The following is a 22,134-nucleotide window of genomic DNA, read 5'->3' on the forward strand; positions in this document are numbered from 1 at the left end:
TTTAAATGAATAGAAGGAAGGGTGATGATAGTGAAATTTAATAGCGTGTTTGATATTATTGGTCCAGTAATGATTGGTCCATCCAGTTCTCATACTGCCGGTGCTAGTCGTATTGGTGCCATTGCACGAGCTGTTTTTAATGAACAACCATCCCAAGTAGATATTCATTTATATGGTTCTTTTGCTAAAACGTATAAAGGCCACGGAACAGATGTGGCGCTGATCGGTGGATTACTTGGTTTTGAGCCTGATGATCCACGGATGAAAGAATCTGCCAAACTTGCAGAAGATTGGGGCATGCGCATCCAGTTTATTGAAGAAGTAGAAGAGCCTCCTCATCCTAACACCGTAAAATTAGTGTTAAAACATGGCATGCAACAAATGACCTTAATTGGTGCATCCATAGGTGGCGGGAAAGTAGAAATTATTCGCTTAAATGAATTTGAACTAGAATTCACTGGAACTGCTCCAGCTATCCTTATTTTACATCAAGACAAATTTGGCGCGATTGCTGCAGTATCTTCCGTGATTGCAGACCATAAAATCAATATCGGTCAAATGAAAGTATCGCGTAAAGTTAAGGGCGATGAAGCTTTAATGGTAATTGAGGTTGATCAACAAGTTGAACAAAATCTAATAAGCAAAATTGCTGAATTACCAGGGATTTATCAAGTAGCAAGTGTCATGATTTAATCGTTTTGTTACTTATCTTTAGTGAATCGATGGCTTTCGCTCGATTTGTGTAAAGCCAAATGCGCGTAAATAAAACGTGCATTTGGCTTTATTTTGAGTTGTAAATCAGGTATGTTGGTAATAGTATAGAAAGTGAGTGTGGATAATGTTTAGAACTGTGGCAGAATTAGTAGACATCGCTGAACGCGAAAATCTAACTATTGCAGAAATTATGATTAAACGTGAAATGAGTATTTCTGGTTTACCGCGCGAGGAAATAACGGCTGCGATGGAACGGAATTTAGATATTATGGAAGAAGCTATTCATGAAGGCGAGGCGGGTGTTACTTCAACTACTGGATTAACAGGTGGGGATGCTGTCTTAATGCAAGACTATATCCAAAAAGGAAACTTCCTATCTGGGGAAGTTTTGCTAGATTCGGTAGCAAAAGCGATTGCAACGAATGAAGTCAATGCAGCTATGGGTGTTATTTGTGCGACCCCAACTGCTGGAAGCGCAGGCGTTGTGCCAGGCGTACTTTTCTCTTTAAAAGATCGCCTTGAAATGACACGTGAGGATATGGTTAACTTTTTATTCACAGCTGGAGCATTTGGTTATGTAGTTGCGAATAATGCTTTTATAAGCGGGGCAGCGGGTGGTTGTCAGGCGGAAATTGGTTCTGCAAGTGCAATGGCTTCAGCAGCGATTGTAGCAGCAGCGGGAGGAACCCCTGAACAATCTGCGCATGCGATGGCGATGACAATGAAAAATATGCTTGGCCTTGTTTGTGATCCAGTAGCAGGACTTGTAGAAGTACCATGCGTGAAAAGAAATGCGCTTGGTTCTTCGCAAGCAATTATTTCAGCTGATATGGCACTAGCAGGCATTAAAAGTCGTATCCCGTGTGATGAAGTTATTGAAGCAATGCACCGTGTAGGTTTACAAATGCCAAGCTCTTTAAGAGAAACAGCAGAAGGAGGATTGGCGGCTACACCGACTGGACGCGCCATTCAGCGGAAGATTTTCGGATTGTCGCCAGAAGATAAACGTGAGTGAACTTAAACGAATCCCGACAACTGAAATCAAAGGAATTGGTGAAGAAACAGCTAAAACATTAAAAGAGCTAGGTTTATCGACCGTACATGATTTACTATGGAACTTCCCATATCGCTATGAAGATTACCGGTTGCGAGATTTATCGGAAGTAGCCCATGAAGAACGAATTACAATTCAAGGGGAAGTGCTTACCGAAGCAACTGTTGCCTTTTACGGTCGAAAAAAATCTAAGCTCTCTTTCCGTGTGTCAACAGAAGGCCAAGTCATCAAAATCGATTTTTTCAACCAACCTTATTTAAAAAGTAAAATAAGTGTCGGGGAAACAGTGACGATTTCTGGCAAATGGGATAAGAGTCGTGCACAAGTTACAGCGAGCAAAATTAAAATAGGCGCAGTAGAAAGTGAAGAAGAATTAGAAGGCGTTTATCGCTTAAAAGGAACGCTGCGCAATAAAACAATGCAAAAATATACAAGGCTCGCTTTTGATAGCTATAGTAAAGATATAGAAGAAGTTATTCCAAGTAATTTACTAGAAAAATACCAATTAATGAATCGGTTAGAAGCTGTTCGCGTTCTTCATTTCCCAAAAAATAATGAAGAACTAAAACAAGCTAGACGCCGAATGGTTTACGAAGAATTCTTATTATTTCAATTAAAAATGCAATTTTTTCGTAAAATCGAACGCGAGAAATCAGGCGGAATTTCGATTAATTACGATGTAGAAGATTTGCGTCACTATATTGATTCCTTGCCATTCCCCTTAACAAAAGCGCAAAAACGAGTTGTTAATGAAATTTGCGGCGACATGTTATCCCATTTTCATATGAATCGTTTACTGCAAGGCGATGTTGGATCAGGTAAAACGGTCGTAGCATCTATTGCCATGTATGCAGCTGCTAAGAGTGGTTTCCAAAGCGCTCTGATGGTGCCAACCGAAATTTTAGCCGAACAACACGCTAATTCCTTAGTAGAGCTATTACAACCCTTTGATATTACAGTGGGTTTGCTTACTAGTAGTGTGAAAGGGAAGCAACGTAGAGAATTACTAGCAATGCTTGAAAATGGATCAATAGATGTTTTAATCGGAACGCATGCTTTGATTCAAGACGAAGTAATTTATCACCGACTGGGTTTGGTTATTACAGATGAACAACACAGATTTGGTGTTGCACAGCGTCGTGTTCTACGTGAAAAAGGCGAATACCCGGATGTGCTATTTATGACCGCAACACCAATCCCTAGAACGCTTGCAATTACAGCTTTCGGGGAAATGGATGTATCGATCATTGATGAACTTCCAGCTGGACGAAAAGAAATTGAAACCTACTGGGTAAAACACCAAATGCTTGATCGGGTTATTGGTTTTATGGAAAAAGAAATCGATAAAGGTCACCAAGTATACATTATTTGTCCATTAATTGAAGAATCCGAAAAACTCGATGTACAAAATGCGATAGACGTTTTCAACATTTTACAAAATAAATGGGGCACTAAATATGTCCCGGGACTCATGCATGGCAAGCTATTACCGGCAGACAAAGAACAAATTATGCGCGACTTTAATGATAAAAAAATTGACTGCCTCGTATCTACTACTGTAGTTGAAGTTGGCGTAAATGTTCCGAATGCTACGATGATGGTTATATATGATGCAGATCGTTTTGGTTTAGCACAGTTGCATCAACTGAGAGGCCGAGTTGGGCGAGGGGCTGATCAATCCTATTGTATTTTAATTGCTGATCCAAAAACCGAGGTCGGAAAAGAACGAATGATGATAATGTCAGAAACAAACGATGGCTTTGTCGTCAGCGAACGCGATCTCGAACTTCGTGGACCAGGAGATTTCTTCGGTAGAAAACAAAGTGGTGTTCCAGAATTCAAAGTTGCTGATATGGTTCATGATTACCGTGTGCTTGAAATCGCTCGCCAAGATGCTGTCCATATGATCTTTGAAGAAAATATGTTAGAAAATAAAATATATGCCAAATTAGTGGCTCTGCTGGAAGAGGAAGGCGTCTTCACAGAACAAAAACTAGATTAAACATATGTAACAAACTTTAAAAAAACTTGCAACTTGGATAGATTTTTAATAACATATTAAAGTACCAACAAAATACGAGGAAGTTCTGAAGGTTATCAAGCAGAGGTAACTTCCTTTTTTTAACCGGTGTTTAGTAGCTGGTGTTAATACCTTTCACAAAAAAAGAGATGAGGAACCGTGCATGAAAAAATATTCTAAGAAGGATCGACAAATGAAACTTCAAGTTGCTATTGAAGAAAATCCTTTCATAACTGATGAGCAACTTGCTGAAAAATTTGGGGTTAGTGTTCAGACTATCCGTTTAGATAGGGTAGCCCTTTCTATCCCTGAACTCAGAGAGCGAATCAAACATGTAGCGAGTGTCAATTATGCCGACGCAGTAAAAAGCCTTCCCATTGATGAAGTGATTGGTGAAATTATTGATATCCAACTTAGTAAGAGTGCAATTTCCATCTTTGATGTGAGAAGCGAGCATGTTTTTAAAAGAAACAAAATCGCTCGTGGGCATCATTTATTTGCTCAAGCTAATTCTTTAGCAACCGCAGTCATCCCAAATGAACTAGCTTTAACCACACAAGCAACTGTTCGCTTTGTTCGTTCTGTAAACGAAGGAGAACGCATCATCGCAAAAGCAAAAGTACGTCCGGCAACTGACAACAGGGCTATCACAATCGTAGACGTGAAAAGCTATGTTGGAGATGAAATTGTACTCAAAGGTAAGTTTGAAATGTATCACGCAACGCAAAAATGAAAATAAAGGACTGACGTATAATGAAAATTGCTGTAGATGCGATGGGTGGAGATCACGCACCAAAAGAAATTGTTTTAGGTGTGATGAAGGCTGTGGCCCAATATAAAGATATCGAAATTCTTCTTTTTGGAGATGAAACAAAAATTAATGAATATTTAACAGATAAAACCCGCGTGAAAATCATACATACCGATGAAAAAATTGAAAGTGATGATGAACCAGTTCGCGCTGTAAAACGGAAGAAAAAAGCTTCTATGGTACTTGCTGCCCAAGCGGTAAAAGACGGAGAAGCAGATGCATGTATTTCAGCTGGAAACACAGGGGCTTTAATGTCTACTGGACTCTTTGTCATTGGACGTATTAAAGGAATCGACCGCCCAGCACTTGCGCCAACACTACCAACAGTAACAGGGAAAGGTTTCGTTATGCTTGATTTAGGAGCAAATGCCGAAGCAAAACCGGAACATTTACTTCAATTTGGTTTAATGGGCTCGGTTTACGCAGAAAAAGTGCGTAAAATTGATCGCCCGCGTGTAGCACTTTTAAATATTGGAACAGAAGAAACAAAAGGAAATGATTTAACGAAAAAATCATTTGAACTCATGAAAAATCAAGATGCTTACGAATTTATTGGCAACATCGAAGCACGTGATTTATTAATGGATGTAGCAGATGTAGTTGTTACTGATGGATTTACTGGTAATATGGTTCTTAAATCAATTGAAGGAACAGGAGCTGCTTTCCTAAGCATGTTAAAAATGAGTTTACTAAATGGCTTTAAAAATAAAGTCGCAGCAAGTTTCTTGAAAAAAGATTTGATGGCTTTAAAAGCAAAAATGGATTATAGCGAATATGGCGGTGCTTGTTTGTTCGGTGTTCAAGCTCCAGTTGTAAAAGCTCACGGTTCATCCAATGCTAATGGTATTTTCACCACTATTCGTCAAGTGCGTGAAATGGTTGAAAAACAAGTGGTTGAAACAATTAAGGCAGAAGTAGATAAAGTAAAAGTAGGAGGAACAGAATCTAATGACTAAAATTGCATTCGTATTTCCCGGTCAAGGAGCACAAAAAATTGGCATGGGACAAGATGTAGCAGCAGAATATTCTGAAGCAAAAAAAATCTATGATGATGCTGACGAAAGATTAGGATTTTCCATCACAGATGTTATTACAGAAGGCCCAATCGAACGGTTAACCAAATCTGAAAATGCACAACCAGCCCTTGTTTCAACAAGTGTCGCTATTTTACGTGCATTAGAAACATATGGAATTAAAGCTGATTACGTAGCAGGACATAGCCTTGGTGAATATAGCGCGCTTGTTGCTGGTGGATTTTTAGAAGCAAGTGATGCGATTTACCTTGTACGTAAACGCGGTGAATTAATGGAAGCAGCTGTACCAAATGGAGCTGGTGCGATGGCTGCGGTTCTTGGCGTAGACCGAGAAACATTAAAAAAAGTAACAGAAGAAGTAACATCAAAAGGGGATGCAGTTCAATTAGCAAATCTGAACTGTCCAGGTCAAATCGTTATCTCTGGAACAACTGCTGGCGTTGAAAAAGCCGGGGAAAAAGCAAAAGAAAATGGTGCAAAACGCGTATTACCACTTGCTGTGAGCGGTCCTTTCCACTCAAGTTTAATGGAACCAGCAGCACTTGCTTTCCGTGATATTTTAGCAGAAGTAGAAATTTCAGACGGCAACATTCCAGTTATAAACAACGTGGATGCGAAACAAACTACTGACAAAGCAGAAATTAGTGATAAACTAATCAAACAAATTTATTCCCCAGTACTATGGGAAGACATCGTCGAAGAACTAATCAAAAACGGCGTAGATACATTTGTCGAAATTGGTGCCGGAAAAGTGTTAGCTGGCTTAATTAAAAAAATCAATCGTGATGTAACTGTACTGACAGCAGGTGACACTGAATCAGTGAAAAGCGTTGCAGCGACATTGAAAGGAGAATAATAAATGACTTTACAAGGCAAAGTAGCAGTAGTAACAGGCGGATCACGTGGAATTGGTCGTGATATTGCCATCAAACTAGCTAAAGAAGGCGCGAATATCTTCTTCAATTATAATGGTAGCCCAGAAGCTGCGGAAGAAACAGCAAAACTCGTTGCCGAACATGGCGTTGAAGTAGAAGCAATGAAAGCAAATGTTGCAATTGCCGAAGATGTGGATGCATTTTTCAAACAAGCAATTGAACGCTTTGGTCGTGTTGATATTCTCGTGAATAACGCTGGAATTACGCGTGATAATTTATTAATGCGTATGAAAGAAGACGAATGGGATGACGTTATTAACATCAACCTAAAAGGAACATTTCTTTGTACAAAAGCAGTAAGTCGTACAATGATGAAACAACGCGCTGGTAAAATTATCAACATGGCGTCTGTTGTTGGCTTAATTGGTAATGCAGGTCAAGCAAACTATGTTGCAAGTAAAGCAGGCGTCATTGGTTTAACGAAAACAACTGCTCGTGAACTTGCTCCGCGTGGTATTAACGTCAATGCTGTTGCTCCTGGATTCATTACAACAGAAATGACAGACAAATTAGATGATAAAACAAAAGAAGCAATGTTAGCACAAATTCCGCTCGGTGCATACGGAACAACTGAAGATATTGCGAATGCAGTTCTTTTTCTAGCAAGTGATGCATCAAAGTATATTACGGGTCAAACACTATCTGTTGATGGCGGAATGGTGATGTAAAATTGGTGAATGAATGCGAATTTACTTGGCTCGCATTACTTTAAATATTTTTGTTTACGTAGGAGAAATAATCCTATATAATACTTGGAGGGAGGTGAAGTGAAAAATGGCAGAAGTATTAGAAAAAGTTACAAAAATCATCGTCGACCGTCTAGGTGTCGAGGAATCCAAAGTAACTTTAGAAGCTTCCTTCAAAGAAGATCTAGGTGCAGATTCTCTAGATGTTGTTGAATTAGTAATGGAACTTGAAGACGAGTTCGGAGTTGAAATCTCTGATGGCGACGCTGAAAACATTAACACAGTTGGTGATGCAGTGAAGTACATAGAGGCAAACGCATAAAACTTTATGTGACCGGATAAATGAGGGTGCCCGTGTTACTTATCTTTGCTGTGGTAACTTCCGCACATGAGATAAGTAATACTGGTAGCCTCTTTTTCAAGCTTAAGAAGATTGGTTGGTTCATTTTCTAAGCAGCTTGTTGCAAGTGGCTGTTTAGAAAATGAACTTGCTTACTAGTAAAGAGAGGGGCAAGTGAAATGAATCAATGGGAAGAATTACAAGAAAGTGTCGGTTTTGATTTTCAAAATGTAGAAATATTAAAACAAGCATTTACACATTCCTCGTATGTCAACGAACACCGCCGGGAAAATGTGAAAGATAATGAACGCTTAGAATTTCTTGGTGATGCAGTACTTGAACTCACAGTATCAAACTATCTATTTAATAAATACCCAGATATGGCAGAAGGACACATGACAAAAATGCGCGCAGCAATTGTTTGTGAGCCTTCATTAGTAGAATTTGCAGAAGCAGTACATTTTTCCAAATATGTACGTCTTGGTAAAGGGGAAGAAAAAGCTGGCGGAAGAACTCGTCCAGCGCTTCTTGCTGATGTATTCGAATCTTTTATCGGCGCGCTTTATTTAGATAATGGTATCGATAAAGTCGTTACATTTTTAGAACGTGTTATTTTTCCAAAAATTGACGCAGGAGCATATTTGCAAACAGTTGATTATAAAACACAACTACAAGAAATTGTTCAAAGGGACCGTGATGTCTTGATTGAATACGATATCCTAGGCGAAACTGGACCAGCGCATAATAAAGCGTTCGATGCCCAAGTTATTGTTAACGGACAAGTACTTGGAAAAGGCAGCGGCAGAACAAAAAAACAAGCAGAACAAAGTGCGGCACAATTTGCTATAAACCAACTAACACACAGATAAACAAAAATGGAGGTGTCCGGACATGTTATTAAAACGATTAGAAATGAATGGCTTTAAATCCTTTGCTGACAAAGTTGCGATAGATTTCGTGCCCGGCATGACTGCAGTTGTAGGACCAAATGGCAGTGGAAAAAGTAACATTACAGAAGCAATTCGCTGGGTTCTTGGTGAGCAGTCCGCTAAATCGCTCCGTGGTGGCCGAATGGGCGATGTTATTTTTGCTGGAAGTGATACACGTAAACCAATTAATTTTGCGGAAGTATCGCTTATTCTCGAAAATGAAGACCATTTTTTACCACTTGATTATAGCGAAGTAGCTGTTACTAGGCGTATTTACCGTAATGGTGATAGCGAATTTTTAATTAATAAAGAAAATTGTCGACTGAAAGATATTGTCGATTTATTTATGGATTCTGGACTTGGAAGAGAGTCTTTTTCGATTATTTCGCAAGGAAAAATTGATGAAATTCTAAACAGTAAACCAGAAGAACGTCGCTCGATTTTTGAAGAAGCAGCTGGCGTACTTAAATATAAACACCGCAAAAAACAAGCAGAAAATAAATTATTTGAAACCGAAGAAAATTTAAACCGCGTACAAGATATTTTGTATGAATTAGAAGGGCAGTTAGAACCGCTTGAAATGCAAGCTTCAATTGCCAAAGATTACTTATTCCAACAAGAAGAATTAGAAAAATATGAAGTGACTTTGCTCTCGAGTGAAATTAGTTCCTTAACAGAAAAACTAGCCGAAGTACGTAAAGAATTTGGCGAAAATCAAACTGTTTTAATCAAATTGCGCGAAGAATTACACACCGAAGAAGCAGTTATTTCACGTGAAAAACAAGCACTGAATGAAACTGATATTGCGCTAGATAAGTTACAAGAACGCCTTTTAGTTGAAACGGAAAAACTCGAACAATTAGAAGGGGAACGAAATCTTCAATTAGAACGTAAAAAACACAGTAGCGAAAATGAACAAGTTTATGCAGAAACACTGGCGGCAATTACGGAAAAAATTACAGCCTTAGAAGAGCAAAAAGAAGTTCTAAGTAGCTCAAAACTCGAAAAAGAAACAGCACTTGAAATTGCTGTAAAGGCAAAAAAAGAGCTAGAAGCGACACTTGCCAAATATAATGATTTATCCGAAGAAGCAATTGAAAACCGTAAAAGTGATTATATTGATTTGCGTCATACACAGACAACAATCCATAATGATTTAGGTTATATTGAACGTCAAATTGGTCAGATCACTAATCGGATTGATAAATTAGACTTAGAAAATAGTCATCATGTTGATGATAGAAAAGATATGTTGTCACAAATCGAAACAACCAAGTCTCATTTAACAAAAATCCAAAATGAGCTCACAGAACAAATGGAAATTTATCGTGAAGTACAGCAAACTTTAGCAAAACAAGAAGGCGTTTTCGGAACACAAGAGCGCGCGCTATATAAACATTATGAAACAGTGCAACAAATGAAGTCGCGGAAGGAAACGTTAGAAGAGTTAGCAGATGATTATGCTGGCTTTTTCCAAGGTGTTCGGGAAGTATTAAAAGCTAAAAAAGAAATTCCAGGGATTTTAGGTGCGTTAGTTGAACTCATTGAAATTCCTGAGAAATACCAACAAGCCATGGAAACTGCGCTTGGAGCAAGTGCGCAAAATGTGGTGGTAGAAGATGATCGTGTAGCTCGTGAAGCCATTAGTTTCTTGAAGAAAACGAAAAGCGGACGTGCAACCTTCTTACCACTTTTGACTATTCAACCACGCGAACTGCCAGCAGCAACGAAAAACGCTTTAAGTAATCAACCTGCTTTTATCGCGCTTGCTAGTGAGGTCATTTCTTTTGATGAAAAAGTTTCTCCAGTGATTTTAAATGCACTAGGTACAACGATTTTAGCGAAAGACTTAAAAGGCGCGAATACGCTAGCTCGTCTAGTCAACTTTAGGTATCGTATTGTGACACTGGAAGGAGACGTAGTGAATGCGGGTGGTTCGATGACCGGTGGAGCAACCAAAGGCGGAAAATCATCTATATTAACGAGAAAACATGAACTAGGTCAATTAGCCGAGAAAATTACTGAACTAAATGCATCTACTCATGAAATGGAATCTGCGGTTCAATTAGCGAAAGATAGCATGGCGAAAAAACGTGAAGAACTCGAAGAAACACGAGTTATTGGTGAAAATTTACGTTTGCAAGAAAAAGAATTACTTGGTAAATTAGACCGAGAAAACGAGAACTTAGAACGTTTTAATAAACAATTACAACTATATGATATTGAAAAAGCAGACGGTAGTGAAGAATTAAACAAACTACTAGAACGAAAAGAAACTTTACTGCAAGAGCAAATGGAAATCGCCAAACAAATCGAAACAACTGATGAAGAAATCAAAGCGATGACAAGTTCAAGTAAAGCACTAGAAAGCAAACGTACCGCAGATTTAGAAAGCTTATCATCCTTAAAAGCGCAAATCGCCGCTAAACGAGAGCAACTTCAATCTGCTACAGAAGCAGTCGAACGAGTAACCGCAACCCTACATGAAAATTACGAACAAAAAGAAGCTGCCGAACAAAAACTAGCATCCTTAAAAACAAATCTTTCAAGTGTTCATACAAGTGAAGAAACAGCCAGACAATCTATCGAAGAACTGCGCAAAGATAAGGCTGAAACAAGCGAGAAACTAACGCAAACAAGACAAACTCGTGCCGAACTACAAGAAAAACTGGAACTATTAGAAGCTGAGTTAACGCAAAAAAATAATCAAATCAGTTTTTATGTGGAGCAAAAAAATAATGCAGAAATCGGTATCGGTCGTTTAGAAGTAGATATCGAAAACCGAATCGATCGCTTGCAAGAAGCCTATTTACTAACGCCTGAGCAAGCAGAAGAAAAAATCTTGCCAGAAATTGATACCGAGCAAGCGCGCTCGAAAGTTCGATTATTAAAACGTTCTATTGATGAACTAGGTATCGTCAACATTGGGGCTATCGAAGAATTCGAGCGTATCCAAGAACGTTTTGACTTCTTAACCGGGCAACAAGCGGATTTACTTGCAGCAAAAGAAACTCTCTTTAAAGTCATGGACGAAATGGACGAAGAAATGAAAATTCGTTTTAGTGAAAGTTTTGAAGCAATTAAAACGGAATTCGCGATTGTTTTCCCAGAATTATTTGGTGGCGGAAGTGCAGAACTTGTTCTACTCGATCCAGAAAATCTCTTAACAACCGGGATTGATATCGTCGTTCAACCTCCAGGCAAAAAACTGCAAAACTTATCGCTTCGTTCCGGCGGAGAACGGGCCTTAACCGCGATTGCTTTACTATTTGCTATTATCCGTGTTCGTCCAGTACCATTTTGTATTTTGGATGAAGTAGAAGCAGCTCTAGATGAAGCGAATGTCACGCGCTTTAGCCGTTACTTGAAACAATTCGAGTCCGGCACCCAGTTTATTGTTATCACCCACCGTAAAGGAACAATGGAAGAAGCCGATGTATTATATGGCGTTACCATGCAAGAGTCCGGCGTCTCCAAATTAGTATCGGTTCGTTTAGAAGAAACCGCTGAACTCATTAAATAAAAGGAGTAGACAAAATGACCTTTTTTAAAAAATTAAAAGATAAAATAACCCAGCAAACTGATTCTGTTTCTGGAAAATTTAAAGATGGCTTATCGAAAACACGCGGTAATTTTTCTGGAAAAATCAATGAAATGGTCGCTCGTTATCGTAAAGTCGATGAGGATTTCTTTGAAGAACTAGAAGAAATTCTTATCGGAGCAGATGTTGGTTTTGAAACGGTAATGGAACTAGTGGATACACTTCGCCGTGAAGTACAACTTAGAAATATTAGCGATCCAAAAGACGTTCAAGAAGTGATTGTTGAAAAATTAGTTGAGATTTATCAAGGCGATGAAAAAGAAGATGAAACCCTTCATATGGCTGAAGATGGTTTAACAGTTATCTTATTTGTTGGTGTGAATGGGGTTGGTAAAACAACCTCTATTGGAAAAATGGCTCATCGCTTTAAACAAGAAGGTAAAAAAGTGATGCTGGCAGCTGGAGATACATTCCGTGCTGGTGCAATTGATCAACTAGAAGTATGGGGCGAGAGAACGGGTGTTGATGTCATTAAACAAGCTGAAGGAAGTGATCCTGCTGCTGTCATGTTTGATGCCGTTCAAGCCGCTAAAGCACGCAAAGCCGATGTGCTACTCTGCGATACAGCCGGTCGCTTACAAAACAAGGTTAATCTAATGAACGAACTGGAGAAAGTAAAGCGTGTTATTACCCGAGAAATTCCAAACGCACCACATGAAGTTTTATTAGTACTTGATGCAACAACTGGTCAAAATGCCTTCGTTCAAGCAAAGCAATTTAAAGAAACAACCGACGTAACAGGGATTATCTTAACAAAACTGGATGGGACTGCAAAAGGCGGTATCGTCATTGCCATCCGTAACGAACTCGATATCCCGGTAAAATTTGTCGGACTCGGAGAACAAATGGACGATCTGCAAGCCTTTGATGCAAATGAATATGTGTATGGCTTATTTGCTGATATGGTTGATAACGAAAAATAATCAGAGAAAGCCGAATGATACCCGTCATTCCGGCTTTTTTCTCTTTTATTTAACCTTCCTTGACATTCCCGCGATTTCCCCGTATCCTTTAAAAGGAGAGAGGTGAAATGCCTTGTTTGAGAAGACAAACCGTATGAATTTATTATTTGATTTTTACCAAGAATTACTAACAACAAAACAGAAATCGTATGTTTCTTTTTATTACTTGGATGATTACTCCCTAGGTGAAATTGCCGAAGAATTTGAAGTGAGTAGACAAGCTATTTATGATAATATTAAAAGAACAGAAGAAAGCCTAGAAAAATACGAAGAAAAACTAGGGATGTTAAGAAAATATCAACAACGAGAAAAACTCTTTAACCAATTAGAAGCACAATTAACCAAGAAGAATTTTCTGGACGAGCAAGTGAAAGATACGCTCGAACAGCTTAAAAATATCGATTAGGAGGCCAGAATCATGGCATTTGAAGGACTAGCTGGAAGACTCCAAGAAACAATGAACAAAATTCGTGGCAAAGGGAAAGTAAACGAAGCTGACGTAAAAGAAATGATGCGTGAAGTTCGTCTTGCTTTACTAGAAGCCGATGTTAACTTTAAGGTTGTTAAACAATTTATTAAAGCTGTAAGCGAACGTGCAGTTGGCGCGGACGTAATGAAAAGCCTAACACCCGGTCAACAAGTAATTAAAATCGTTCAAGAAGAATTAACAAGTCTTATGGGCGGCGAAGAAAGTAAAATCGGAACAGCTGATCGCCCACCAACCGTTATTATGATGGTAGGTCTACAAGGTGCTGGTAAAACAACTACTTCAGGAAAACTAGCTAATTTATTACGAAAAAAATATAATCGTAAACCTTTACTAGTCGCAGCAGATATTTACCGTCCTGCTGCAATTAAACAATTAGAAACACTTGGCAAACAATTAGATATGCCAGTATTTTCTCTAGGTGATCAAGTAAGCCCAGTAGAAATCGCGAAACAAGCTATCGCTAAAGCCAAAGAAGAGCATTTAGATTATGTTATTATCGATACAGCTGGTCGTCTTCATATCGATGAAACACTGATGGACGAATTAAAACAAGTGAAAGAAATCGCTACGCCAACTGAAATTCTGCTTGTAGTTGACTCCATGACTGGGCAAGACGCAGTCAACGTGGCCCAAAGTTTTAACGAACAATTAGAAATTACTGGCGTTGTATTAACAAAATTAGACGGTGATACACGTGGTGGGGCAGCACTTTCCATCCGTTCAGTCACAGGAAAACCAATTAAATTTGTTGCTACTGGGGAAAAAATGGAAGCAATCGAAACGTTCCATCCAGATCGTATGGCTTCAAGAATTCTCGGTATGGGTGATGTACTTTCTCTTATTGAAAAAGCACAAACGGATGTAGACGCAGAGAAAATGAAAGCCATGGAACAAAAAATGAAAGACAACAGCATGACCTTAGATGACTTCTTGGACCAATTGCAACAAGTAAAACAAATGGGACCACTAGATGAACTACTAAAAATGATGCCAGGGGCAAACAAAATGAAAGGCCTCGACAACATGCAAGTAGATGATAAACAACTTGGTCACATCGAAGCAATAATTAAATCCATGACCAAAAATGAAAAAGACAATCCGGACATTATCAATGCGAGCAGAAGAAAGCGAATTGCTCGCGGTAGCGGACGTCCAATTCAAGAAATCAATCGCCTCCTAAAACAATTTGCTGAAATGAAAAAAATGATGAAACAAATGACTGGTGGAGGAAAAGGTAAAAAAGGTAAAAATCCATTCGGCAATTTCAAAATGCCATTTTAATTCAAAAAGCCAAAACCCTAAAGCGGTTTTGGCTTTTTTCATACCTTAACACCCTGCAAATCATTTCTTTACAAACCCTTTATTCAATCCATAAATTCCATTGCTATAATAACAATTAAGCTTACAAAAGGAGGAGAAAAAATGAAAAATTGGGTAAAAGTAACAGGAGCAGGTGTTTTAAGCGCAACATTATTACTAGGGGGATGTGGAACTCAGTCAGAAGAAAAAGCAGAAGCAAATGTTAAAACCGAAAAAATACTCCAACCAGGTAGTCAAATAAAATTACAAGGGGCGGTAAACGTTCGTGACCTAGGCGGTTATAAAACGACAGATGGCTTAACAATCAAACCTCACAAATTAATCAGAAGCGCTGAACTCGCTACTTTAAGCGATTCAGATAAAAAGAAACTCGTAAATACATATGACCTTTCGCATATAGTTGATTTTAGGACGAATACAGAAGTGAAAACTAAGCCAGATCCAGAGATTACCGGAGTAGCTTATACACATGATTCGGTCATGAAAGATAATGGAGCATCCACGAGCACGCAAGATTTAACCGCCAGCCTAGCTAAAATGGATAACCCTGAAACCTTTCTAATTAATGCCAATAAAAGCTTCGTAACGGATGAAACTTCTATTCAAGCCTACAAAGAATTTTTTGAGATACTACTAGCGAACCAAGATGGCTCAGTTCTTTGGCATTGTACAGCTGGAAAAGATAGAGCAGGATTTGGAACAGCTCTAGTTCTCTCGGCATTAGGCGTAGACAAAAACACCATAATAGACGATTACATGTTATCCAATAAATATCGTGCCGCGGAAAATGAAAAAGCAATCCAAGCAGTCGCAGCTAAAACAGATAATAAAAAAATTATCGATGGGATGACAGCTGTAATGGAAGTTCGTGAATCATATATCAATGCTGCTTTCGATGAAATTGATGCCAAATATGGTTCGATGGATAACTTTTTGAAAGAAAAAATCGGACTAACTGATGATAAAAAAGAGCAACTTAAAAAAGCTTATCTTTACTAAAAAAATGGCCCTCTTTGAAAGAGGGCTATTTTTTTGCGTACAAATAGATTTAAAGTGAGGAACCATTTCAAAAAGATTTGTATACAATTTAAAGATAATTCATGTAAAGTTGGATTTAGTAGATATATTTACCTACTAAAGACCAGTGCTAAAGTTTAAATATAAGCCTTAAATGCGCATATTTGTGTAACTTTTAGACTAATGTTATTGAATTGAAGTATTTTTTCTTTCTAGTACTTTTTACTTTAACTTTTAAAAATATACTATATAGTAAAGTTATCTAACGGGTTATAACATTAAATGAAATGAAAGGTTCAATAGAAACATAACAAGAAAGGAGGAGCATTTTGCTGAAATGATTTTAATCTGATAGTGAATAAAGGTTCAGGGGATACTTAATAGTTAGCTTATTAGTAAACAATAATTAAAAACCTTTATTCTGTTTTCAGTTGTTTTTCAAAATCAAGATATATTGATTTTTAAGGGGGAAAAATGATGAAAAAACAGCGTGTGGATTACAAAAGGAAACTTGACCAAAAGCGAGCTCAAAAAGCAAAATTAATTGCTGCTCTAATTACAACAACAACCATGATGGTAGCACCTATCACAGTGAATTATGATTCTTTTAATCACAAATTTGCCCTCAGTGGTATTCAAGCGGATGCAGCAACGATTGATTTACTTGGGAATTCAAACTTGAATACGCAATATGTAAATGGGAAATTAGTGATTACTCTATCAGGGAACCAATTAGTTAGTGCTAGTGCTGTGTCTACTTATTATCCATATTTTGAGTTGCCTAGTGAATTATCTTCTATTTTGAGTAATCCAAATATAAGAGCAAATACAAAAATTGATTATAAAATCGCTTATCTGGGAATTGGAAATATTGGGTTATTTAATCAAGGGACCATTAATGGTAGTAACTCAAGTAACTTCTTTATTGATACTACGAGAAATGCCCTTGGCGCAAGAGTAAATCACTTACTGGGAGTTGGCGTTAGTAGTGTATCTACTTTTACGCTAACAATTGATTTGCTTGCACTTGGTGTAACGGCACTTCCTAGTGCTAACGATGGGAAATTGGATTTCGCGGCTAGAACTGGAGATGGACTGCTGGATGTTGATTTGTTGAATAGTAATGCAGCTCGTGGATTTATTACAACGGATGTTGGGGATGCTGACGCCGATGCCGATGCGGATGCTGATGCTGACGCTGACGCGGATGCTGACGCTGACGCGGATGCTGACGCTGATGCGGATGCAGATGCCGATGCTGACGCCGATGCGGATGCTGACGCTGATGCGGATGCGGATGCTGACGCTGATGCGGATGCTGACGCCGATGCGGATGCGGATGCGGATGCGGATGCCGACGCCGATGCGGATGCTGACGCGGATGCTGACGCCGATGCGGACGCCGACGCTGATGCGGATGCTGACGCCGATGCGGATGCGGATGCTGACGCCGATGCGGATGCGGATGCTGACGCCGATGCCGATGCCGACGCTGATGCGGATGCGGATGCGGACGCTGACGCTGATGCTGATGCTGACGCTGACGCGGATGCGGATGCGGATGCCGATGCCGATGCCGACGCTGATGCGGATGCGGATGCGGACGCTGACGCTGATGCGGATGCGGATGCCGACGCTGATGCCGACGCTGATGCGGATGCGGATGCGGACGCTGACGCTGATGCGGATGCCGATGCCGACGCTGATGCGGATGCGGATGCCGACGCTGATGCGGATGCTGACGCTGATGCGGATGCTGACGCCGATGCGGATGCTGACGCCGATGCGGATGCTGACGCCGATGCTGACGCCGATGCTGACGCCGATGCGGATGCTGACGCCGATGCGGATGCCGACGCTGATGCGGATGCGGATGCTGACGCCGATGCTGACGCCGATGCGGATGCGGATGCGGATGCGGATGCGGATGCGGATGCTGATGCTGACGCTGATGCTGACGCCGATGCGGATGCTGATGCGGACGCCGATGCGGATGCGGATGCGGATGCGGATGCGGATGCTGACGCCGACGCCGATGCTGATGCGGATGCCGACGCGGATGCGGATGCTGACGCCGATGCTGACGCCGATGCTGATGCGGACGCCGATGCTGACGCCGATGCCGATGCTGACGCCGATGCTGATGCGGACGCCGATGCGGACGCCGATGCCGATGCTGACGCCGATGCTGACGCCGATGCGGATGCTGATGCTGACGCTGATGCGGATGCTGACGCCGATGCGGATGCTGACGCTGATGCGGATGCGGATGCCGACGCGGATGCTGACGCCGATGCGGATGCTGATGTAGATATCGACTGGAGAGATTTCCTAGTTGAAAAACCGACTGTTAATCCAATTTATGAAGGAACTAAAACTATTACAGGTTCTTCTATTTATAAGAATTTTCATATGAACACTCTTTTAAAATCATTACAAGCAGATGCTCCAGCTGGAACAGTTTTTTATATTAATTTAACGCTTCCAGATGGTAATGTAATTGGAAATGTATTAATTAATGCAGATGGAACCTATACAATAAATATTCCTAATTATGATTTGAAAGCTGGAGATGTTATCCGCCTTCAAGTAACAGCTAAATATGGTGATGAAGTAAAAACAAGTGAAGCTGTATCTGTATCAGTTCTACCATTAGTTGATTCAGATGCGGACGCTGATGCAGATGCCGACGCCGATGCGGATGCCGATGCGGATGCCGACGCTGATGCAGATGCCGATGCGGATGCCGACGCTGATGCTGATGGGGGAGGAACTAATACTCCTAATAACGGTGGAACTACTGGAACCGCAAACGGAGGAATGGGGGCAACCGTTTCTAATATGAGTACAAATGGTTCTGGAACAATGCTTTCCTCTGGTTATAGTGCTGGTGGAACAACGAGTATGTCTGCAAGTGACCTCCCATCTACAGGAGATACTAGTAATAGTCTTCCTTGGGTAGGGCTTGGACTCTTCTCACTAGCTGGCGCGTTTTTACTACGTCTTTTCCGTAAATAAAGCCACAAAATATTGATTCCCTGCTGCTAAGTAAGTTTTAGTGGCAGGGGAATTATAAAAAGGAGTGGTACATATGCCTTGGAGAGGTGTACTTGATGAACTTGAAAATAAAATTATTGATCAATTAACAGAAGCAGAAGAGCATGCCACTTATAATGGGAAATGGCATGGCTTTCTAACAATAGGTTATAAAAATAAGCGAGCTTCAGTAATCAATTTTAGTTATCTTTGTCTAGCAAATTTAATTAATGAAATGAAAAAAAGTGCTTTGAAAAACCAAACCGAAGAAGCAATTTCATTTAAAATGGATATTGCAGTAAATTATCAACTCGAAAACCTAGGCGAATGGAATAGAAAAGCTTTAAAAACGAAGAAAAATTATTATAGACGAGGCATTGCCTTAAATGAAAATTTTAAAATAGCTTTAATGGAACAGGAAATTAATGCGAACGCTATCCTTCTACCAGGTGATGAAGGCTTAGCTATCAACGTTGAAAATATGAATAGATATTTAATTCAAGCCAATAAAAATCAAGCACAATTAAACCTAACCATCGATTCTAGCATTGTCACGTTCGAAACAGTAGGGTGGTTTTTTGATGGTAAAAATATTCATGAATTAGAAGCAGCTAGTTTAGACCACGGACGTCGGAAAATAGAACATTTAACACCAGAAATTATTTCTACATTAGTTGAAGATGCTGGAGAATATTTGGCGCATCAAGTAAACGCAACTGGTGAATTTAACTATGGTTGGTTTGCTTGTTTTGACAAAAAAATCAAACATTATAATAGTTTGCGACATGCTAGTACTACTTATTCCATGTTAGAAGCATATGAATTAACGGGAAATAAAGCTATTCTAGAAGCCGCAACAAAAGCATTAACATACCTAGAAAAACACTTTATTTATGAAAAAGAAGATATAGCCTTTCTAATTGAACCAGAACTTCGCGAAGTTAAATTAGGTGGTTCGGCAGCGACGCTACTAGCATTAACTAAATATATGCAAATCACTGGTACTAAAACATACTTACCCCTTTGCCGAAAAATAGCAAATGCAATTCTCTCATTACAAGATGAAGAAGGAAAATTCATACATGTACTTGAATATCCCTCTTTAGAAATAAAAGATATTTTTCGAATTATTTATTATGATGGGGAAGCTGTCTTTGGTCTACTTCGTCTGTATGAAATTGACCGCGATTCCAAATGGTTAGGAGCAGCTGCAAAATCCTTTAATCATTTTATACAAAATAAATACTGGCAAAATCATGATCACTGGTTAAGTTATTGTGCCAATGAAATTACTAAACACATTCAAGATGAAGCTTACTATGAATTCGGACTGCAAAATGCTTTTGATAACTTACAATTTATTTATGAGCGTGAAACCACTTTTCCCACTTTTTTAGAGCTTACAGTTGCTACAAAAGAGATGGCGCTGCGCATGGAAGAAGAAGGACAGCAAGTATTATTACACACATATTCACTTGAAAAACTTGAAAAAACAATTACAAAACGCGCGCACTATCAATTAAATGGTTTCTTTTATCCAGAACTTGCGATGTATTACAAAAATCCAGCCAGAATAGAAGGTAGTTTCTTCATTCGTCACCAGTCTTTCCGTGTGAGAATTGATGATGTAGAACATAATATTTCTGGATACGTGCGTTATTACCATCTTTTAAAACAAGGGAAACTAAGTGCTGAAGCTGAAATAGCTCGATAAAAAGAAAAAAATAACCTCTGTAAAGAAAAAACACTTTACAAACAAATCCTTTACTGGTAATATATATACTTGTGTAAGACTTTATGGAGGTGTAATTAAACTATGGCAGTTAAAATTCGTTTAAAACGTATGGGTTCTAAAAAGAAACCTTTCTACCGTATTGTAGTCGCTGATTCTCGTTTCCCACGTGATGGCCGTTCAATCGAAACTATTGGTACTTATAATCCATTACTTGATCCGGTTGAAGTGAAAATCGACGAAGAAGCAACTTTAAAATGGATGCATAATGGTGCGAAACCATCTGATACAGTTCGCAATCTTCTTAGCCGCGAAGGTATCATGGAAAAATTCCATAACCAAAAATTAGGTAAATAAGGAGGTCTCGGCGCGAATGGAAGAACTCATTCTCTCAATCGTGAAACCCCTTGTTGACCACCCGGAAGACGTTGTTATCACGCCAGAAGAAACGGATACATCGTTAACCTACAAATTGTCTGTCAGTAAAGAAGACATGGGACGCGTGATTGGTAAGCAAGGTCGTATTGCAAAAGCGATTCGCACTCTTGTCTATGCAGTTGGCTCCAAAAACGATAAGAAGATTCGTCTTGAAATTATCGAATAACAAAAACTCGTCAAATTGGCGAGTTTTTTTATAACTTTTTTTAATAATCATAAGAGAAGCAATTACCTCATCAATTGTTGTAAAATAAAATAGAAATGGAGGAATTGTTATGAAGCCAGTTATTGGAATTACAGGAAATAGATTAGTAAAAGGTGTGGATGCATTTTACGGCCACCGTGTAACCTATACACAACAGCGATATGTAGATGCTATTCAGAAAGTTGGAGGGTTTCCTATCGCGTTACCAATAGACGACCCTTCTACTGCTGTTCAAGCAATTTCTCTTGTAGATGGTTTACTTTTAACTGGTGGACAAGATATTACACCACAATTTTATTTAGAAGAACCGTCCCAAGAAATCGGTGCGTACTTTCCACCACGAGATAGTTATGAAATTGCCTTAGTTCGAGCAGCATTAGACGCTGGAAAACCAATTTTTGCGATTTGTCGTGGTATGCAACTTGTCAATGTTGCACTAGGTGGTACACTATATCAGGATATTAGTCAAGTTGAAATAAAAGCACTCCAACATCTGCAACGTGTCGATGAGCAACTCGGCTCCCATACAATCGATATTGAACCTACAAGCGAACTCGCAAAACACCATCCAAATAAAAAACTAGTTAACTCACTCCATCACCAATTCATCAAAAAATTAGCACCGAGTTTTAAAGTAACGGCTCGGACTGCTGACGGAATGATTGAAGCAGTGGAGGGAGACAATTTGCCAAGTTGGTATTTAGGTGTTCAGTGGCACCCTGAATTAATGTTCCAAACAGATCCAGAAAGTGAACAATTATTCCAAGCTTTAGTAGATGAATCCAAAAAAACTATGGTAAAATAAGGACA

The 22,134-nt window shown here is 39.4% G+C and carries 19 protein-coding genes; all 19 read left to right on the forward strand.

Features of this window, described 5'->3' with window-relative positions; genetic code table 11:
• Positions 1–30: 30 nt before the first annotated feature.
• Positions 31–693, forward strand: a complete 663-nt coding sequence (gene sdaAB, locus HCB38_RS09195) for an L-serine ammonia-lyase, iron-sulfur-dependent subunit beta (RefSeq protein ID WP_185319034.1) — start codon at positions 31–33, stop codon at positions 691–693.
• Between the two features lie 145 nt (positions 694–838).
• On the forward strand, positions 839–1,729 hold the full coding sequence (gene sdaAA / locus HCB38_RS09200) for an L-serine ammonia-lyase, iron-sulfur-dependent, subunit alpha (RefSeq protein ID WP_185319033.1): 891 nt from the start codon (positions 839–841) through the stop codon (positions 1,727–1,729).
• On the forward strand, positions 1,722–3,770 hold the full coding sequence (gene recG / locus HCB38_RS09205; RefSeq protein ID WP_185319032.1) for an ATP-dependent DNA helicase RecG: 2,049 nt from the start codon (positions 1,722–1,724) through the stop codon (positions 3,768–3,770). The genes sdaAA and recG overlap by 8 nt, the downstream gene beginning before the upstream one ends.
• 181 nt (positions 3,771–3,951) lie before the next feature.
• Entirely contained in the window at positions 3,952–4,521 is a 570-nt protein-coding gene (gene fapR, locus HCB38_RS09210; protein WP_003736917.1) for a transcription factor FapR, read from the forward strand.
• 20 nt (positions 4,522–4,541) lie between these two features.
• Positions 4,542–5,555 (forward strand): phosphate acyltransferase PlsX, encoded by a 1,014-nt coding sequence (gene plsX / locus HCB38_RS09215; RefSeq protein WP_185319031.1) that lies wholly within the window; start codon positions 4,542–4,544, stop codon positions 5,553–5,555.
• Positions 5,548–6,489 carry an ACP S-malonyltransferase gene (gene fabD, locus HCB38_RS09220; RefSeq protein ID WP_185319030.1) on the forward strand — a complete coding sequence of 314 codons (942 nt, stop codon included), beginning with the start codon at positions 5,548–5,550 and terminating at the stop codon, positions 6,487–6,489. The genes plsX and fabD overlap by 8 nt, the downstream gene beginning before the upstream one ends.
• Positions 6,490–6,492: 3 nt before the next feature.
• Positions 6,493–7,236: a 3-oxoacyl-[acyl-carrier-protein] reductase gene (gene fabG, locus HCB38_RS09225; RefSeq protein WP_185319029.1), complete on the forward strand. Its 744-nt coding sequence runs from the start codon at positions 6,493–6,495 to the stop codon at positions 7,234–7,236.
• A 106-nt stretch (positions 7,237–7,342) separates the two neighbouring features.
• Positions 7,343–7,576 (forward strand): acyl carrier protein, encoded by a 234-nt coding sequence (locus HCB38_RS09230; protein ID WP_003723866.1) that lies wholly within the window; start codon positions 7,343–7,345, stop codon positions 7,574–7,576.
• Between the two features lie 197 nt (positions 7,577–7,773).
• Positions 7,774–8,463, forward strand: coding sequence for a ribonuclease III (gene rnc / locus HCB38_RS09235; protein WP_185319028.1), 690 nt, complete (start codon positions 7,774–7,776; stop codon positions 8,461–8,463).
• A 22-nt stretch (positions 8,464–8,485) separates the two neighbouring features.
• Complete coding sequence (smc, locus tag HCB38_RS09240; RefSeq protein WP_185638310.1) at positions 8,486–12,046, forward strand: chromosome segregation protein SMC; 3,561 nt, start codon at positions 8,486–8,488, stop codon at positions 12,044–12,046.
• Between the two features lie 14 nt (positions 12,047–12,060).
• Positions 12,061–13,047 (forward strand): signal recognition particle-docking protein FtsY, encoded by a 987-nt coding sequence (gene ftsY / locus HCB38_RS09245; protein ID WP_185319026.1) that lies wholly within the window; start codon positions 12,061–12,063, stop codon positions 13,045–13,047.
• Positions 13,048–13,159: 112 nt separating this feature from the next.
• On the forward strand, positions 13,160–13,492 hold the full coding sequence (locus HCB38_RS09250) for a putative DNA-binding protein (protein ID WP_160465972.1): 333 nt from the start codon (positions 13,160–13,162) through the stop codon (positions 13,490–13,492).
• Between the two features lie 12 nt (positions 13,493–13,504).
• Positions 13,505–14,857, forward strand: a complete 1,353-nt coding sequence (gene ffh, locus HCB38_RS09255; RefSeq protein ID WP_185319025.1) for a signal recognition particle protein — start codon at positions 13,505–13,507, stop codon at positions 14,855–14,857.
• 141 nt (positions 14,858–14,998) lie between these two features.
• A complete protein-coding gene (lipA, locus tag HCB38_RS09260; protein ID WP_185638312.1) occupies positions 14,999–15,895 on the forward strand; it encodes a tyrosine/lipid phosphatase LipA in 897 nt (298 codons plus the stop codon).
• Between the two features lie 495 nt (positions 15,896–16,390).
• Positions 16,391–18,931: an Lmo1799 family Asp-Ala repeat surface protein gene (locus tag HCB38_RS09265; protein ID WP_185638314.1), complete on the forward strand. Its 2,541-nt coding sequence runs from the start codon at positions 16,391–16,393 to the stop codon at positions 18,929–18,931.
• 73 nt (positions 18,932–19,004) lie between these two features.
• Complete coding sequence (locus HCB38_RS09270; protein WP_185607902.1) at positions 19,005–20,663, forward strand: YyaL domain-containing protein; 1,659 nt, start codon at positions 19,005–19,007, stop codon at positions 20,661–20,663.
• A gap of 102 nt (positions 20,664–20,765) precedes the next feature.
• Entirely contained in the window at positions 20,766–21,038 is a 273-nt protein-coding gene (gene rpsP / locus HCB38_RS09275; RefSeq protein ID WP_003767413.1) for a 30S ribosomal protein S16, read from the forward strand.
• Between the two features lie 16 nt (positions 21,039–21,054).
• Positions 21,055–21,285 carry a KH domain-containing protein gene (locus HCB38_RS09280; protein ID WP_003728421.1) on the forward strand — a complete coding sequence of 77 codons (231 nt, stop codon included), beginning with the start codon at positions 21,055–21,057 and terminating at the stop codon, positions 21,283–21,285.
• Between the two features lie 109 nt (positions 21,286–21,394).
• Positions 21,395–22,129 (forward strand): gamma-glutamyl-gamma-aminobutyrate hydrolase family protein, encoded by a 735-nt coding sequence (locus tag HCB38_RS09285; RefSeq protein ID WP_185618456.1) that lies wholly within the window; start codon positions 21,395–21,397, stop codon positions 22,127–22,129.
• Positions 22,130–22,134 lie beyond the last annotated feature (5 nt).

The organism is Listeria farberi (assembly GCF_014229295.1).
Taxonomy (GTDB): Bacteria; Bacillota; Bacilli; order Lactobacillales; family Listeriaceae; genus Listeria; species Listeria farberi.